This window comes from Leucobacter luti, from assembly GCF_004217175.1.
Lineage (GTDB): Bacteria > Actinomycetota > Actinomycetes > Actinomycetales > Microbacteriaceae > Leucobacter > Leucobacter luti.
The window spans coordinates 399,047-415,230 of sequence record NZ_SHKI01000002.1 but is presented as its reverse complement, the minus strand read 5'-3'; the positions used below and the strand labels follow the sequence as shown (position 1 = coordinate 415,230).

Below are 16,184 nucleotides of genomic sequence, written 5' to 3'. Positions count from 1 at the left end.
CCGCTCGGTCTGGCGCGTCGCGGCGTCGCGCGAGCGCCGCCCCGGCACCGCGCGAGCGCCGGATCAGAAGAGGGAGACCGGCTTCACGAGGTCGGCGTACACGAGCAGCGCCGTCATCGCGCCGAGCACCACGACCACCACGAACGTGATCGGGACCATCTTCGCCGTGTCAACGGGGCCCGGATCTGGTTTGCCCCGCAGCTTTGCGAAACCGCGCTTGAGCGCCTCGTAGATCGCGCCGATCACGTGCCCACCGTCGAGCGGCATGAGCGGCAGCAGGTTGAACACGAACAGGGCGATATTGAGGGAGCCGAGCAGTCCGATCACGGTCTGCGCGCGCGCCGCAACCGGAGCCTCGTCGAGGCTCACGATCTCGCCGGCGATCCGGCCCACTCCGACCACGCTCATCGGGCCGTTCGGGTCGCGCTCCTCGGCGCCGAACGCGGCGTTCCAGGTGTCGACCATGCGCTGCGGGAGCTGAATCACCACGCCGGCGACCCGGGCGACGTTCTCGCCCACGTAGGCGGGCACCTCGCTCAGCGGCTGGGACACCATCTCGTTTGCGGGGGTGGCGCCGACCATACCGACCGACTCGGTGCGCACGGTGCCGTCGGCGTCGGTGAGCACGGTGCCGTCGGCGTCGACGAGCGCCCGCGCATTCGCGGCGGGGGTGAGCGAGACCAGCTCGATGCGCCCGTCGCGGTCGATTTCAACCTGCAGCGTCTGGCCGGGGGCGGCGGCGACCCGCTCGCGGAACTGCTCCCAGTCGTCGATCTGCGAGCCGTTGACGGAGAGGATTGTGTCGCCGGGCAGCAGCCCGGCGGCGGCGGCGGGCGCTGCGGGATCGCCCGCGCTGCAGGACGTCTCGGTGCTCCCGGCAGGGATGAGGCACTCGCTCACCTGGCCGAGCGTGGTGCTCGGCTGCGGCACGCCGAATCCAACGAGCACGATGCCGAAGAACACGAACGCGAGCAGCAGGTTCATCACGGGGCCGCCCAGCATGATGATGATGCGCTTCCAGGCCGGAAGCTGGTAGAACGCGCGGTGCTCCTCGCCCGACTCGATCGTTTCGGCGCTGGCGAGCCTCGCGTCGTCGACGATTCCGGCGATGCCGCGCCGCGGCTCGAGGTCGGTCGGCGCGTCGGCGTCGAGCACCAGCTCTGTCGTACCCGCCGCATCGCCCGCGTCGCCCCTGGTGCGCTTGCTCGGCAGCGGCCCCTCCTCCACCACTGAGTTCAAGAACCCGGTGGTGGACGCCCGGGGCGCCTCGCCGGGTTTTTGTGGCGGGTACATGCCGGTCATCGCGATGTAGCCGCCGAGCGGGATCGCTTTCACGCCGTACTCGGTCTCGCCTTTTTTGCGCGACCAGAGGGTCTTGCCGAAGCCGACCATGTACTGCGTCACCTTGACGCCAAAGAGCTTCGCGGGGATCAGGTGCCCGATTTCGTGCAGGCCGATAGAGACGGCGAGCCCAACCAGCACGATCAGGATCCCCAGCAGGTACAGCAGCACGTCACTCACGGACTCAGGCTAGCCTGCGGTGGTGGTCCTCCGCTGTGCGCCCGCCGAGGATCCCCCGAGAGCGTGGGCGGTCGTGGGCAGGCGCTGACAGGCACGGACGGACGCGGACGGGCTATGCCGCCCGCGCGGCGATGACGTGCTCCGCGCGCTCCCGCGCCCACCGCTCCGCCTCGGCGAGTGCCGGGAGCGAGAGGGCGTCGGGGGCCGAGTGGGCCTCGAGCACGTCGCGGACCGTGTCGACGATGTCGAGGAACCCGATCCGGCCGGCGTGGAAGGCGACGACCGCCTCCTCGTTCGCCGCGTTGAAGACGGCCGGGTAGGTGAGCCGAGCGCGGCCCACCTCCTTCGCGAGTTCCACGGCGGGGAACGCGAGCTGGTCGAGCGGCTCGAACTCCCAGGCAGAGGCGGTGCGCCAGTCGAGCGGCGCACCCACATTCGCCAGCCGATTGGGCCAGGTGAGCCCGAGCGCGATCGGGAGCCGCATGTCGGGGGGCGACGCCTGCGCGATCGTCGATCCGTCGATGAACTCGACCATCGAGTGCACGATCGATTGCGGGTGCACCACGACCTCGATGCTGCTGTACGGGACACCGAAGAGCAGGTGCGCTTCGATCACCTCGAGCCCCTTGTTCATCAGCGTGGCGGAGTTCGTGGTGACCATGCGCCCCATGTTCCAGGTGGGGTGCGCGAGTGCCTCTTCGGGCCGCACGCTGCGCAGCTCGTCTCGGCTGCGGCCCCGGAACGGCCCGCCCGAGGCTGTGAGCACGAGTCGGCGGACCTCCTCCGAGCGGCCGGAGCGCAGCGCCTGCGCGATCGCAGAGTGTTCTGAATCGACCGGCACGATCTGACCGGGCGCTGCGAGCCCCGTGACCAGGTCTCCGCCAACGATGAGGGATTCCTTGTTCGCCAGAGCGAGCGTGCGCCCGGCCTCGAGCGCGGCGATCGTGGGGCCGAGCCCCACCGATCCGGTGATGCCGTTGAGCACCACGTCGGCGGGCACCTCGCGGATCAGCTTCACGGCGTCGTCGGCGCCGAGCGCGGTGTGTTCGACGTTGAACTCCTCCGCCTGGCGCGCCACCTCCGCGGCGTTCGAGCCGGCAACGAGGCCCACCACCTGGAACTGCGAGGGGTTTTTTCGCACCACGTCGAGCGCTTGCTCACCGATCGAACCTGTGGACCCGAGGATGACGATGCGTTTCATACCCACCATTGTGCCCGACAGCGAAACGCGCCGCCTCCCCGAGCGGGGAGACGGCGCGTTCGGCGTGCGCGCGGGATTACTCGGCGTGCACCGTGCCGAGGATATCGAGCACGAAGACCATCACGTCGTCGGCCTCGTGGCCCTGCTGCTCGAGCGTCGCGGCGCCGTAGCCACCGTCCTCGGCAGGCACGACCGAGATGATCTGCGAGCCGACCTTTTGCCCCTCAAGTGCCTGCTGGAAGCCACCGATCACGCCGGTGGTGGTGAAGTTTGCGGGCTCGCCACGGCTCCAGCTCGAGTCGAACTCCTCGCCCGTGCGCCAGATCACGCCGCGGTAGTTGACGTAGACGCGATCGCCGGGTTCGACGGTCTCGCCGTCGCCCTCGATCAGCGTGGCGATCTGAAGCTCCGTGGGCGGCTCGACGCCCTCGGGCATCGTGATCGTGGGGGCGCCGTCCTTGGCAAGCTTCACGGTCGGGAAGCCCTCGGGTGCCTTCTGTGCGGTGCCCTCGGCCTTCTTCAGCAGCTCATCGGCCTCAAGCGTGCCCGGCTCCGACGTCGCAGCGTCGCTGCCCTCGGTGATCTCACCGAACTCCATCACGATCACGATGGGGCTCTCCTCGGTGAGGCCCTCGTAGCCGGTGGTCGAGGCGTCGGCCTCGGCGAACATCTCGGCGTAGGGCGCCACGAGCGCGACCTGCTGGCCGGGGACGGCGCAGCGAATGCCCTCGTACGCCCATCCCACGAGCTGGTCCTTCGCGAACGGGACCGGGCTTTCAGCGAGCTGATCCATCTCGTCACCCGTGGTGCCGTTGAACGTCGTCATGCTGACGGCGACCGTCTGCCCCTCAGCGATCAGGTCCCCCTCGCCCTCCGTCAGCACCGAGCGCTCGGTCTCCCCCGCGAGCGTGATCGGTGCCTTCGTGGTGAGTTTGAGGTCGGTGCCGGTCTCCCCCGAGACCTCGATTGACTTGCTCGCGGTCCCCGCGGCGAGACAGTCGACACCCGCGTCGTCCTTCGTCGGGGAGCCGCCGGCCGAGCAGCCGGTGAGGATCAGTGCGCCGGCGAGGGCGGCGGGGAGAATTGCACGGGAGAGTTTCACGGGGTCAGGGTCCTTACACGCGACGGGGCCGAGCGGCCAATGTACTGGGTCTGAGTATTTCGCACTCCGCTGCCCGCATCCTGTGAGCGTCGCGGCGTGTGGCGAACCGGCGGGGCACGCGGCGCGGGCAAAGCGACCGGCGCGGCGCGGGCTATGCGCGCCGCGCGTCGGTTCCCCGAGCCGGCTGTTCCCGGGCCGGGAGCAGCGCGCGTGCCGCGCCGAGCGCCGCGAGCACGAGGAGGATCATCGTCGCGACGTCGCACGCGATGTAGACGTAGTGCCAGATCGACTGCCCGGGCGCCTCGCCCTGGAGCACGAGGTCGGTGCGCGCATTGAGCGGCGGCCGCACGAACACGATTTTTGCCACGTAGACCACGGCGAGCGCGGCCCACACGCCCAGGCGCCCGCCGCTGATCCGGGCGGCGCTCGGCCAGAACGAGAGGAGCGTGAGCGCGAGGAGCACGAGCCCCTCGGCGACGTTGAGCGCCGCGAAGACGAGCCGGCCGATACCGAGACCGAGCGGGATCGTGATCCCGGGTGCCTGGAACTTCAGTGGCGCCTCGATGAACGAGATCGCGGCGACCATGCCGAACCAGAGCACGGGCAACGCGATCCGCCACAGTTCGACGGCCACGAGGCCGCGGGTGGCGCCCCGCTGCACCGCGGGTGCCCGCCGGCTCATCGCGCTGCCGCCGATCCCGTCGCCGATCCAGCCGCCGATCCGGTCGCGGTCCCGAGCGGCGCGGCTGCCGCCGGCGCTGCGGTGCCCGCCGTCGCCGCGGGAGTGCGCGCGGCAAGCGCTGCCGCGTAGAGTTCTCGCGCGGAGAGCCCGGTTGCCTCCGCGACGGCCCGGCTCGCGTCCTTGAGCCGCTCCCCGGCGGCAACGCGCTGTTGCAGCTCGCGCAGCGCGGTCTCGGGCGAGACCTCCACCGCGGGGGCGCCGCCGACCACCACCACGATCTCGCCGCGCACGCCCGCGGCCGCCCACTCGGCGAGCTCCGCGAGCGGGCCGCGGCGCACCTCTTCGTGGAGCTTGGTGAGCTCGCGGCAGACGGCGGCCGGGCGCTCACTCCCAAACACGGTGGCGAGGTCGGCGAGTGTCGCGGCGAGGCGCGTGGGCGCCTCGAAGAAGACGAGCGTGCGGCGCTCGGCGGCGAGCGCCGTGAGCGCGCGCACCCGCTCGCCGGACTTGCGCGGGAGGAACCCCTCGAACGCGAAGCGGTCGGTGGGGAGCCCGGCGACGGCGAGCGCGGTGATCACGGCGCTCGGTCCGGGGATCGCGCTCACGGTCACGCCGCGCTCGGCGGCGAGCTGCACCACGCGGAAGCCGGGGTCCGAGACGGTGGGCATGCCCGCATCGCTCACGAGCACGATGTCCTCGGTGGTGGCGCGCTCAACGAGAGCCGCCGCCCGCTCGTGCTCGTTGTGATCGTGGAGCGCGAGCAGCTCCGGGCGGTTCTCGATCTCCAGCAGGCGGAGCAGCTGGGCGGTGTGGCGGGTGTCCTCGGCCGCGATCACGGTCGCCCGCTCGAGGGTCTCGCGGAGTCGCACTGACGCGTCCCCCAGGTTTCCGATGGGCGTGGCAGCGAGCAGGATCATGCCTCAATGCTACGCCGCCACGTTCAGTCCAGGTCCCGCGCCAGATCGCCCATCGATTATTGAGGGGGTGGCCTGCGAGAATGGGGGCATGAGCGACTCGCAGCTGCCCACGCCCCCGCCGCACCCATACGCTGCGCCGCAGCGACGACCGGGCCGCGTCCTCGCGATCACCGCGATGGCGCTCGGGCTCGCCGCCCTCGTCACCTCGGCGGTCGCTCCAGTGACGTTCGGCGCGTTCGCCGTGGTGGGCGCCTGCGTCGGCGGCGTCGCGGTGGTACTCGGTGTGATCGCGCTCGTGCTGCGCCAGCGCACGGCGGTCGCCGTGGTGGGCCTCGCGGCCGGAGCGCTGGCGATCGTGGTGGCGCTGGTGCTGGGCATGGTGAGCATCGGCGCGATGTTCGCCGGGGCCGCCGCCGAGGGCCGGGCGGACACCGCAGAGGTGGCGCCCGAGCCGGGCGACGAGGCCACCCCGGAGGCCGCGTCGGTGACGTGGCCGCGCAACATGGCCACCGGCGGGGTCGTATTCACGGGGAAGGACGCGGCGGTGTTCGAGTCTGACGCGCTGGCAGACAGCGCGGTCCCCGAGCCGCGCACCGCTGCGGAGCTCGGCGCACCGGCGCTGATCCAGGTCTACCTCGACTACCGCTGCCCGTACTGCGCCCTCTTCGAGGAGGCGAACGGCGCGACCCTCACCGAGGTGCTCACGCAGGAGGCCGCGGCGGTTGAGATGCACCCGCTCACTTTCCTCGACCGGGCTTCAGAGGGAAGCTACTACTCGTCGCGGACGGCCGGGGCGCTCGCCTGCATCGCCGACGCGCAGCCGGGGGCCGCGTGGGACGCGAACACGGCGCTCGCTGATCCGGCGTTGCAGCCGACCGAGGGCGAGCCCGGGCACGACAACGCGGCGATCGTCGCGGCGATTGAGCAGAAAACCGGCCCGCTCTCGGCGGCCGCGAGCTCGTGCATCGCCGACGAGACGTTCGTCCCGCTGGTGCAGGCGCTCAACGACTGGACCTTCACGAACCCGGTGCCCGGGGCCGTTGATCCAGAGCTCGGCGTCACGGGCACGCCCCTCGTCGTGGTCAACGGGGTCCCGTACCCCGGCGACCCCACCGACGCCGACTCGTTCCGCGCGTTCCTCATCCAGCAGGGCGTCGCGCTGAGCTAGGCTCCCGGTGCGCGACGCACCGGGCTGGCCGGGCTGGATCCCGGTCGCCGCGCCCCGGGCTGGCCGGGCTCGGCCCTCGGGCGCCACGCACGCGGGCTGGTAGACTCGGTCGGCTATGCACGAAACGAGTCCCGCCACCACCGCACCCACCGTGATTTCGCGCACCGGGGTGATGTATTTCCCCATCGCGCTCGTCTCGCGACTGCCCTACGCGATGATGGTCATCGGGGTGCTCACGCTCGTGGTGTCAGCCCGCGGCACGGTCGAGCTGGGTGGCCTCAACTCCGCCATGGTGGGGCTCGGCGTGGCCTGCTTCGGCCCGCTCATCGGGGCGGCCGCAGACCGCTTCGGGCAGCGGCCCACGCTGCTCATCACGGGCGCGATCAACAGCGTGCTCCTCGGCACACTCGCCTGGATCGCGTTCAGCGATCTGCCCGTCTGGGTGCTGTTCATCGCGTCGTTTCTGGCCGGCGCGTCGGCGCCGCAGACCTCCCCGATGTCGCGCTCGCGCCTCGTCACCATCATCAAGACGGATCTGCCGCCGCAGCGCCGCCCGCGGGCGCTGTCGACGTTCCTCGCCTACGAGTCTGCCGCGGACGAGGTGATCTTCGTGTTCGGCCCCGTGATCGTGGGCGTGCTCGCGTCGACGCTCAACGCGTGGGCGCCGATCGTTGGCGCGGCGGTGCTCACCCTGGTCTTCGTCACCGCGTTCGCGCTGCACCACACGAGCGCGCCGCCGCAGAGCGCTGCGGAGCGCGCGGCGACCCTCGCCCCGGCCTCCGAGCTGCTGCGCCCGCAGCTCCTCATCACCGTCGTGGGCATCGTCGCCGTCGGCCTGTTCTTCGGCTCGATGCTGACCTCGCTCACGGCGTTCATGCAGGATCGCGGTGCCGCCGAGCAGGCGGGGCTCATCTACGGCGTCATGGGGATCGGATCGGCAATCTTCGCGATCGCCGTCGCGTTCCTCCCGCCCGCGTTCACGCTCCGGTATCGCTGGCCGCTGTTCGCCGCGCTGATCCTCGCGGGCACCGGGCTGCTGCAGGGAGCACACGATCTGCCCAGCATGCTGCTCAGCCTCGCGGTCATGGGCGTGGGCGTGGGCCCGCTGCTCGTGACCCTCTACAGTTTCGGCGCGCAGCGCAGCCCCGAGGGGCGCTCGGCAACCGTGATGACGATGCTCGGCTCGGGGCTGATGGTGGGGCAGTCCGCCGCCGCCGCGATCACGGGCACGGTTGCCGACCAGATCGGCACGCAGGCCGCGCTGCTCGTGCCGCTGGGGGCCGCGCTTGTCGCGCTCGGCTCGGGCGCGATCAACTGGGTCCTCACCGGGCCCGGCGCGCGCCGCACCGCCGCGGCGGAATAGCGCGCCGACGCTCGGCGTTTGAGACTGCGGGGTCCGGGGGCGGCGGTGCGACGTCCGCTGGCGGCCGCGGTTCCCTGTCAGCGGAAGAATGAATCCCACAGCTGCGTGAAGCGGTGGGAGAATGGAGAGTATGTCTGCTCGTGCGTTCACCCCGGCGGAGGTCTCTGATCTTCGAGCCGCGTTCCCCTACTTCGCCGCACACGATCTGAGCGGTGACGGCCCCGCCTATCTCGACGCCGCAGCGACCTCGCAGCGGCCCGCGGCGGTGCTCGACGCGGAGCGGCGCTTCCTCGAGACCGCGAACGCGGCGGTGCACCGCGGCACGAGCGGCGCGGTCGGCGAGGCGACCGGGGCGTTTGAGGGGGCCCGGGCCGCGGTCGCGGCGTTTGTTGGCGCCGCCACGCCCGAACAGATCGTCTGGGCAGAGAACGCCACCGACGCGCTCAACATCGTCGCGCTCGGGATCGGCGAGGCAAACGCCGGGCTCGGGGTGGCCGGCAGCGAGCGCTTCGCGCTGGGCGCCGGCGACGAGATCCTCGTCACCGAGGCCGAGCACCACGCCAACCTGATCCCCTGGCAGCGGCTCGCCGCGAAGACCGGCGCAACGTTCACGTACATCCCCGTTCGCGAGGACGGGACCTGGACGCTCGACGACGCGCGGGCCGCCCTCACGCCGCGCACCAAGATCTTCGCGTTCGCGCACGTCTCGAACGTGACGGGCTACGTCGCTCCGGTCGCGGAGCTCGTGGAGCTCGCCCGGGCGGTTGGCGCGGTGACGGTGCTCGACGCGTGCCAGTCGGTGCCGCACATCCCCGTTGACTTCGGCGCGCTCGGCGTCGACTTCGCCGCGTTCTCGGGCCACAAGATGCTCGGCCCCAACGGCATCGGCGTGCTCTACGGCCGCCCCGAGTTGCTCGCGGCGCTGCCGCCGGCGCGCACCGGCGGGTCGGCGATCACGCGGGTCACCATGGAGTCCGCGGAGTTCATGCCGCCGCCGCTGCGCTTCGAGCCCGGCACGCAGCCGGTCTCGCAGGTGGTCGGCCTCGGCGCCGCCGTCGACTTCATCACGCGCGCTGACCTCGCTCGCGCGGCGGTGCGCGAGCACGAGCTCGTTGAGCGGCTCGTGGCCGGGATCACAGAGACTCCGGGGCTCCGGCTCCTCGGCCCGGCCGACACCTCGCAGCGCATCGCGCTCACCGCGGTGTCGGTGGCGGGTGTCCACGCGCACGACGTGGGGCAGTTCCTCGACGAGCAGGGCGTTCTCGTGCGCGTGGGGCACCACTGCGCGCAACCGCTGCACCGGGCCCTCGGCATTACATCGAGCACGCGAGCGAGCGTGCACCTGACCACCACAGAGGACGAGGTTGATCGCTTCCTCGACGCGCTCCGCGGCGCACAGCGGTATTTCGGAGCGGAGGTGTCGGCGTGAGCGCGCTCGACGGACTGTACCAAGAGGTCATTCTCGATCACTCGAAGCGCCCCATCGGCAAGGGTGAGCTCGACCCGGCGGCGGGCGCGCTCACCGCGACGCACCACGAGTTCAACCCGAGCTGCGGCGACGAGATCGACCTGTCAATCGCGGTTGATCCCGAAACGGGCCGGATCTCGCAGCTCGCCTGGGAGGGCCAGGGCTGCTCGATCTCGATGGCGTCGGCCTCGATCCTCTCGCAGCTTGTGCGCGACGAGGAGCTGACGATCGCGGGGGCCCGCGAGCGGATCGACGCGTTCAGGCACATGATCCAGGCGCGCGGCGCCGAGGAGCCCGACGAGGATCTGCTCGGCGACGCGGTCGCACTGCAGGGCGTCTCGAAGTTCGTGATGCGCGTCAAGTGCGCGATGCTCGGCTGGGTGGCGCTCGAGGCGGATCTGGCGCAGGTCGACGCACAGCGCGCGGGGGCGTAGTCGTGGCCGCGATCGAGATCACCCCGGAGAGCGCGCTGCCGGAGATCCGCGCGGCCCTCGCCGCCCTTGAGGATCCGCGGGCGCGCGCCGTAAACGAGCGACACGGCGACGACCACGGCGTCAACCTCACCAAGCTGCGCGGCGTCGCGAAGGCGCTCAAGCGAAACCATCCGCTCGCGCTCCAGCTGTGGGCCACGGGTGGCTCGCCCGAGCGGCTCGTCGCACTGCTCATCGCAACGCCCAGGGCCTTCAGCGCGGCCGAGCTCGACGCGATGCTGCGCGACGCGCGGATCCCGAAGGTGCGCGATTGGCTCGTCAACTACATCGTCAAGAAGAGCCCCCACGTCGAGGAGCTGCGGCTCGCCTGGTTCTCCGACCCGGATCCCCGGATCGCCGGATCCGGGTGGGCCCTCACCTCCGATCGAGTGGCGAAGCGCCCCGAGGGGCTCGACCTCGCGGGCCTGCTGGATCAGATCGAGGCGGAGATGCCGGCTGCGCCCGAGGGCTTGCAGTGGGCGATGAACGAGTGCCTCGCGCAGATCGGCATTCACCACGCTGAGCTGCGCGCCAGGGCGCTCGACATCGGTGAGCGGCTGCAGGTCCTCGCGGACTACCCGACCCCGCCGGGCTGCGTCTCCCCGTTCGCCCCCATCTGGATCACCGAGATGGTGGCGCGCCAGAAGTAGCCGCTGCGCGCGGCTGCCTCGCGCCGCCACCCGCTCGGTCGCCCCGCGCCGCCCGCCCGCTCGGTGGCCTCGCGCCGCCGCCCGCTCAGCCGCCGACCCGGCTCACCAGCGTCGCGGTCGCGCTGCCGGAGGCGGCGAGGCGGTCGGCGACCTCTCGCGTCATCGCTTGCAGTGCCGCACTCGCGTGCGTGGGCGCCATGTCCGAGCGCCGGGCGAGGCTGACCGTGCGGGTGAGCGCTGCGCCGGCGAGCGGCGTGGCCCGCAGCTTCGGCCGGTCGACGGCCACCATCGCGGGCACCACGGCGACCCCGATGCCGCGTTCCGCGAAGCGCAGCGCCGCGTCCATCTCCACGCCCTCGACCGCGACCACCGGGGTGAGCCCTGCCGCGCGATACGCCGCGTCCATCGCCACGCGCAGGTCGTAGTTCTCCGGGAACACGATCTGCGGCACACCCGCGAGCTCCGCGATCGTCACGGCGCGCTGCGTCTCGTCGGGCGCCGCCGCGAACGGGTCGGGCCGGTCGGCGGCGGAGACGGCGACGAGGCGCTCGCTCAGGATCGGCTCGCGATCGAGCACCGCCCGCGCCTCCCCCGCACCGACGCTCGTCACGATGAGCGCGAGATCGAGCGCACCCTCCATGAGCGCGGCGATCAGACTGCGCGAGCCGCGCTCGAGGATCTCGATGTCGATCCCGGGGTAGCGCTCGTGAAACTCGGCGAGCACGTCGACCACGAGGCTCGTGCAGAGCGTGGGGGTGGCCCCGAGCCGGATCCTGCCGCGGCGGAGGCCCGCCATCTCGGCCATCTCGCTGCGCGCGGTCTCGGCGTCGGCGAGCATGCGGCGCGCGAGCGGGAGCAGGCGCTCCCCCGCGCTCGTGAGCGCGACGTTGCCGCGCACCCGGTGAAAGAGTTCCACGCCGAGCTCGCGCTCGAGCGTGGCGATTTGCCGGCTGAGTGAGGGCTGGGCGAGGTGGAGCTGCTCGGCGGCGCGCGTGAAGTGCCCGGTAAGGGCCACCTCCGCGAAACCACGCAACTGGTCGAGATTCACACTCAATAGCATATCCGCATCGTCGTCATCCGCTCTATTCATTGGAGTAATCGTCACTGAGTGCCTAGCGTGGTGCGCATGCACACCACACCAGCAGCAGATCGCCCCGAACGCCTCCTGTCCACCTCCGTCCTCGTCATCGGCACCGGCGGCGCCGGCCTGCGAGCGTCGATCGAGCTCGCCGAGCGCGGCGTCCAGGTCCTCGCCGTGGGCAAGCGCCGCGCGCACGACGCGCACACCACTCTCGCGGCCGGCGGAATCAACGCCGCGCTCGGCACGATGGATCCGGAGGACAGCTGGGAGCAGCACGCGGCGGACACGCTCCGCGAGTCGTACTACCTCGCCGATCCGGCGATCGTCGAGGTCGTCACGAAGGGGGCCGCGGAGGGCATCGCCGACCTCGAACGCTGGGGCATGCCGTTCGCCCGCGAGGAGGACGGCCGGATCAGCCAGCGGTTCTTCGGCGCGCACAAGTACCGGCGCACCGCCTACGCGGGCGACTACACGGGGCTCGAGATCCAGCGCACGCTGATGCGTCGCGCGGCAGAGCTCCAGGTGCCGATCGTCGACACGATCTACATCACCCGGCTGCTCACGAGCGCGGGGCGCGTCTTCGGCGCGTACGGCTTCGACATCGTTGACGGCTCCCCCGTGGTGATCCACGCGGACGCCGTGATCCTCGCGGCCGGCGGGCACACTCGCATCTGGCGCAACACCTCCTCCCGGCGCGACGAGAACACCGGTGACTCGTTCCGGCTGGCCGCGCTCGCGGGCGGCAAGATCCGCGACGCCGAGCTCGTCCAGTTCCACCCGTCCGGGATCCTCGAGCCGACCGAGGCCGCCGGCCTGCTCGTGTCGGAGGCCGCGCGCGGCGAGGGCGGGATCCTGCGCAACGCGCTCGGCGAGCGCTACATGGAGAAGTACGATCCCGAGCGAATGGAGCTCTCCACACGGGATCGAGTCGCGCTCGCCAGCTACACCGAGATCGTCGAGGGACGCGGCACCACGAACGGCGGGGTGTTCCTCGACGTGTCGCACCTGCCGCGCGAGCAGATCCTCGCGAAGCTGCCCCGCGTGTACCGCAACCTCATCGACCTGCAGATGCTCGACATCACCGAGGAACCGATCGAGATCGCCCCGACCGCGCACTACTCGATGGGCGGCGTGTGGGTGCGCCCCGAGGACCACGGCACCGGGGTGGACGGACTCTACGCGATCGGCGAGGCGTCGAGCGGACTGCACGGCGCAAACCGGCTGGGCGGCAACTCGTTGATCGAGCTGCTCGTCTACGGCCGGATCACGGGGGCCGACGCCGCCGCGTACGTCTCGGGGATCACCGAGGTGCGGCGCGACCCGGCCGCGGTCGCCGAGGCGCGCGCGGAGATGGCCGGGCTTCTGACCGAGCGCGGGGCGACGAGCGAGAGTCCGCGGCGCCTGCAGCGCGCACTGCGCGATCTCATGACCGAGCACGCCGGCGTGGTGCGCAGCGAGGAGGGGCTCACCGCGGGCCTCGCGAAGCTCGCCGTCCTCGAGGAGCGCGTCGCGAACGTCACAGCACACCCAGACATCGCAGGCTTCGACGACCTCGCGCACGCCTTCGATCTCTACGGTTCGCTCCTCGCCGCGCGCGCCACCCTCGAGTGCGCCCTCGAGCGCCGCGAGACGCGTGGCTGCCACAACCGCTCCGACTACCCGGAGACCAGCGCCGAGCTGCAGGGCAACTTCGTGTGGACCCCGGAGGGCGGGGCCACGTTCGAGCCGCTGCCCGAGGCGCCCGAGTCGTTCCGGGCGCTGGCGTACGCGACGGCGGACGAGACGGTCGTGGGCAAGCTCGTCGAGTAGCGCTGGGGTCTAGTGTGCGCCCGGGCTCCATTCGGGGCCCGGGCGCACGCGCGCGGGGCCGGGGCGCGTGGGGCCGGCGGGGTTCGGCCGCGGAGCTGGGCTTGGAACGCCGAGTGGCGCCTCCGCCCGCCGTCCACAGCCGCGATTTCTGACCCCCGAGCCCGAATTCGCCACCGTTTCTGTGGACAACCCGCGGCGCGTGCCCCGGCCGATGGACACTCGGAGCATGACTCAGCCGCAGACCGCCCCCAGCCCAGCCGCCCCGCGCGTTCTCACCTGCCACACCCCCGCCGACTACCTCGCCGCGCTCCCACTCCTGTTGGGGTTCACGCCACAGGACTGCCTGGTCGCGGTGTGCTTCTCGGGCAGTAGGTCCGGGCCCGCGCTCCGGATCAATCTGCCACCCGACGATTCTCCGGAGCGGGTCAGCGAGTTCGTCGACGTCTTCGTCTCGGCACTCGACTCGCTCCACGACGCCCCGCACGGGCGCGGCCACTCCGCAGCGCCGCCGCACGCAGTCGCCATCGCCATCGTCACCGACGAGCGCTTCGCTGATGAGCGCTTCGCTGACCCGCCGGATGCCTCCGGCGCAGCAGGCCCACCCGGCGCACCCCGCGTGCCCCGCGTACCGCGCACGCCCCACGCGCCCCACGCGCCGCACGCCGCACTCGCCCGGGGCGTGAAAGACGCGCTCATCGGCGCCGGGCTCGCGGTCCGTGAGCTGTGCTGTCTCGCGGCCGACGGCTGGGTCAGCTATCTCGATCCGCACGCACCAGCGGGTGGGCACCCCCTCAGTGAGATCGAGACCAGTCCCATCGCGCTCGCGGCGACCCTGCGCGGCGACGAGGTCCGCGATTTCGCGGCGGTGAGCGCGATTCCCGAGGCGGACCCCCAGCGCGCCGCCGCGGTCGTCGCCGCGCTTGCGCGTCTGCAACGCAGCGCCCCGTCGGAGCGGCCCTCGATCCAGCGCACCGCCGCGGCCGCGCGCATGCTGCGCCGGCCGCAGGCGCTCACCCCGCGGGACACCGCGGCGCTCATCCGCACGCTGGCCCACCCGGTGCAGTGGTTCGGCGTCGTGCTCGGAATCCTGCTGCCCCCGGAGCGCGCAGCGGTGCTCATGAGTGAACCCCAGACGGGCGCGCAGCTCCGGCGCATCGCGGGCGACACCGCGGCCGGGGTGGCACAGCACCGCGGTGCGCTCCTGTTCCTCCTCGCGTCGTTGAGTCCGGAGTTCACCGAGCACGAGCGGCTTCCCGCGGTGCGGGATCGCCTCCGCACCGCAATCGCTGAGTGTCCGAGCGCCGACCGGGCGCCACTCCTCGCGCTGAGCGCGTGGCTGTGGTGGATGTGTGGCATCCAGAGCGTCGCCCAGGTGCACGTCGATGCGGCGCGGGACATCGACCCGAACTCGGTGCTTGCGCTCACGGTCGACCGGGTCATCGTCGTCCCCAGCCACGTGAAGCGGGTCCCCGATGTGGTCGGCAGTGGCCTCTGACGCGGCGGCTGGGCCAGACGCCGCGCCTCAGCGCTCCGCGGGCACCCCGCGCGCTCGCCGCACTTCTGCCCCGAGTAGCTCAACGATCCGACGCACCTCGTCCGCCTGGAGCGGCGCTGGCAGCGTGAACCGCAGGGCGGTGTGGGCGTCCTCCGGCGACACCCCCAGTGCGAGCAGCACGGGCGACGGCTCGGATTTGCCAGCGGCGCACGCGGAACCAGACGACACGGCGAGGCCCGCCGCGTCGAGCGCCACCAGCAGCGATTCCCCGCTCACCCCCGAGACCGTCACTGAGGCGTGCCCGGGCAGCCGCTCCTCGGGGTGGCCGGTAAGCACAATCCCGGGCACCCGTTCGAGCAGTCCTGAGATCAGCGCGTCGCGGCTCAGCATGAGCTCGAGCGCGGTGGTCCCGATCTCCCGCGTCGCCGCCGCAACCGCCGCAGCGAAGCCGGCGATCCCCGCCACGTTCTCGGTGCCGGAGCGCACGCCGCCCTCCTGCCCGCCGCCGTGCACGAGCGCCTCGATGGGGGTGCCCCGGCGCAGCAGCAGCGCGCCGACCCCCTGCGGGCCACCGAACTTGTGCGAGGCGACCGTCAGCGCGTCGACCGCCAGGCCCGGCCAGGCCTCGGCGTCCCTGCCCGGCTCGGTGCCCTCTATGTCCGCGGCACCGCGGGCCTGGCCCGCGGTCGAGCCGAACGAGACCGGCAGGCTCGCCGCGGCCTGCACCGCGTCGGTGTGGACCGGCACGCCGAGCGCCCGCGCGGGTGCCGCGAGCTCGTGCAGCGCCTGCACGGTCCCAATCTCCCCGTTCGCTAGGCCGATCGACAGCAGCGTGGTGTCGGCGCGCAGGGCCTCCGCCACGGCCGCCACCGCCACCCGGCCGTCCGCGTCGACCGGCAAGATGCTCAGTTCGAAGCCGAACACGCGCTCAAGGTACCGGCACGATTCGAGCACCGAGGGGTGCTCGATCGCCGAGGTCACGAGGTGCCGGCCGCGCGGCCGCGCCAGCGCGAGGCCCACGATCGCGAGCGCGTTCGCCTCGGTGCCGCCCGAGGTGAACACCACCTCGCTCGGCACCGCGCCGAGCGCGTCAGCGATGCGCTGCCGCGCCGTCTCCACCTCCGTGCGCGCGCGAAAGCCCGCCGAGTGCACGCTTGAGGCGTTCGCCTGGCCCGCGTCCCACACGGCGAGCATCGCGGCGCGCGCCGCCGGTCGCAGCGGCGCCGTCGCGGCGGCATCGAGGTACCCGGCGCTCAC

14 protein-coding genes are annotated in these 16,184 nt (G+C 72.2%); 7 read left to right on the top strand and 7 right to left on the bottom strand.

Annotated elements, in window-relative coordinates; translation table 11 throughout:
• Window positions 1-63: 63 nt before the first annotated feature.
• The 5 genes from EV139_RS01750 to rsmI all read right to left on the bottom strand — a co-directional run bounded on the left by EV139_RS01750 (window position 64) and on the right by rsmI (window position 5,423).
• Window positions 64-1,521 carry a M50 family metallopeptidase gene (locus EV139_RS01750; protein WP_198677409.1) on the bottom strand — a complete coding sequence of 486 codons (1,458 nt, stop codon included), beginning with the start codon at window positions 1,519-1,521 and terminating at the stop codon, window positions 64-66.
• 112 nt (window positions 1,522-1,633) lie between these two features.
• On the bottom strand, window positions 1,634-2,722 hold the full coding sequence (gene dxr, locus EV139_RS01745; RefSeq protein ID WP_130452591.1) for a 1-deoxy-D-xylulose-5-phosphate reductoisomerase: 1,089 nt from the start codon (window positions 2,720-2,722) through the stop codon (window positions 1,634-1,636).
• A 76-nt stretch (window positions 2,723-2,798) separates the two neighbouring features.
• Entirely contained in the window at window positions 2,799-3,824 is a 1,026-nt protein-coding gene (locus tag EV139_RS01740; RefSeq protein WP_130452590.1) for an FKBP-type peptidyl-prolyl cis-trans isomerase, read from the bottom strand.
• Window positions 3,825-3,975: 151 nt separating this feature from the next.
• Entirely contained in the window at window positions 3,976-4,506 is a 531-nt protein-coding gene (locus tag EV139_RS01735) for a hypothetical protein (protein ID WP_130452589.1), read from the bottom strand.
• Window positions 4,503-5,423, bottom strand: a complete 921-nt coding sequence (gene rsmI / locus EV139_RS01730) for a 16S rRNA (cytidine(1402)-2'-O)-methyltransferase (protein WP_130452588.1) — start codon at window positions 5,421-5,423, stop codon at window positions 4,503-4,505. The genes EV139_RS01735 and rsmI overlap by 4 nt, the downstream gene beginning before the upstream one ends.
• Before the next feature lie 88 nt (window positions 5,424-5,511).
• On the opposite strand from rsmI, the gene EV139_RS01725 reads away from it, so the two are divergent.
• From EV139_RS01725 to EV139_RS01705, 5 genes are all read left to right on the top strand, one after another.
• The gene (locus EV139_RS01725; protein ID WP_157992968.1) at window positions 5,512-6,591 is read left to right on the top strand and encodes a DsbA family protein; all 1,080 of its coding nucleotides are present in this window, start codon (window positions 5,512-5,514) and stop codon (window positions 6,589-6,591) included.
• 115 nt (window positions 6,592-6,706) lie between these two features.
• Entirely contained in the window at window positions 6,707-7,954 is a 1,248-nt protein-coding gene (locus tag EV139_RS01720) for an MFS transporter (protein ID WP_130452586.1), read from the top strand.
• A 121-nt stretch (window positions 7,955-8,075) separates the two neighbouring features.
• Window positions 8,076-9,383, top strand: coding sequence for an aminotransferase class V-fold PLP-dependent enzyme (locus EV139_RS01715; protein ID WP_130452585.1), 1,308 nt, complete (start codon window positions 8,076-8,078; stop codon window positions 9,381-9,383).
• Entirely contained in the window at window positions 9,380-9,856 is a 477-nt protein-coding gene (gene sufU, locus EV139_RS01710; protein ID WP_130452584.1) for a Fe-S cluster assembly sulfur transfer protein SufU, read from the top strand. Before EV139_RS01715 ends, sufU begins: the two co-directional genes overlap by 4 nt.
• A 2-nt stretch (window positions 9,857-9,858) precedes the next feature.
• Window positions 9,859-10,542 (top strand): DNA alkylation repair protein, encoded by a 684-nt coding sequence (locus tag EV139_RS01705; RefSeq protein WP_130452583.1) that lies wholly within the window; start codon window positions 9,859-9,861, stop codon window positions 10,540-10,542.
• Window positions 10,543-10,627: 85 nt separating this feature from the next.
• On the opposite strand, the gene EV139_RS01700 is transcribed toward EV139_RS01705, so the two are convergent.
• Window positions 10,628-11,632 (bottom strand): LysR family transcriptional regulator, encoded by a 1,005-nt coding sequence (locus EV139_RS01700; protein ID WP_237465638.1) that lies wholly within the window; start codon window positions 11,630-11,632, stop codon window positions 10,628-10,630.
• 36 nt (window positions 11,633-11,668) lie between these two features.
• On the opposite strand from EV139_RS01700, the gene EV139_RS01695 reads away from it, so the two are divergent.
• Both EV139_RS01695 and EV139_RS01690 read left to right on the top strand, forming a co-directional pair.
• The gene (locus EV139_RS01695; protein ID WP_130452582.1) at window positions 11,669-13,432 is read left to right on the top strand and encodes an FAD-binding protein; all 1,764 of its coding nucleotides are present in this window, start codon (window positions 11,669-11,671) and stop codon (window positions 13,430-13,432) included.
• A 226-nt stretch (window positions 13,433-13,658) separates the two neighbouring features.
• Complete coding sequence (locus tag EV139_RS01690) at window positions 13,659-14,927, top strand: DUF4192 family protein (RefSeq protein ID WP_157992967.1); 1,269 nt, start codon at window positions 13,659-13,661, stop codon at window positions 14,925-14,927.
• Between the two features lie 27 nt (window positions 14,928-14,954).
• Here EV139_RS01690 and EV139_RS01685 read toward each other — a convergent pair whose 3' ends face one another.
• A complete protein-coding gene (locus EV139_RS01685) occupies window positions 14,955-16,184 on the bottom strand; it encodes a cysteine desulfurase family protein (protein ID WP_130452580.1) in 1,230 nt (409 codons plus the stop codon).

Coding starts and splice junctions, on each gene's coding strand:
- dxr (WP_130452591.1), bottom strand. CDS start 2,722: ATGAAACGCATCGTCATCCTCGGGTCCACAGGTTCGATCGGTGAGCAA.
- EV139_RS01735 (WP_130452589.1), bottom strand. CDS start 4,506: ATGAGCCGGCGGGCACCCGCGGTGCAGCGGGGCGCCACCCGCGGCCTC.
- rsmI (WP_130452588.1), bottom strand. CDS start 5,423: ATGATCCTGCTCGCTGCCACGCCCATCGGAAACCTGGGGGACGCGTCA.
- EV139_RS01725 (WP_157992968.1), top strand. CDS start 5,512: ATGAGCGACTCGCAGCTGCCCACGCCCCCGCCGCACCCATACGCTGCG.
- EV139_RS01720 (WP_130452586.1), top strand. CDS start 6,707: ATGCACGAAACGAGTCCCGCCACCACCGCACCCACCGTGATTTCGCGC.
- EV139_RS01715 (WP_130452585.1), top strand. CDS start 8,076: ATGGAGAGTATGTCTGCTCGTGCGTTCACCCCGGCGGAGGTCTCTGAT.
- EV139_RS01700 (WP_237465638.1), bottom strand. CDS start 11,632: ATGAATAGAGCGGATGACGACGATGCGGATATGCTATTGAGTGTGAAT.
- EV139_RS01695 (WP_130452582.1), top strand. CDS start 11,669: ATGCACACCACACCAGCAGCAGATCGCCCCGAACGCCTCCTGTCCACC.
- EV139_RS01690 (WP_157992967.1), top strand. CDS start 13,659: ATGACTCAGCCGCAGACCGCCCCCAGCCCAGCCGCCCCGCGCGTTCTC.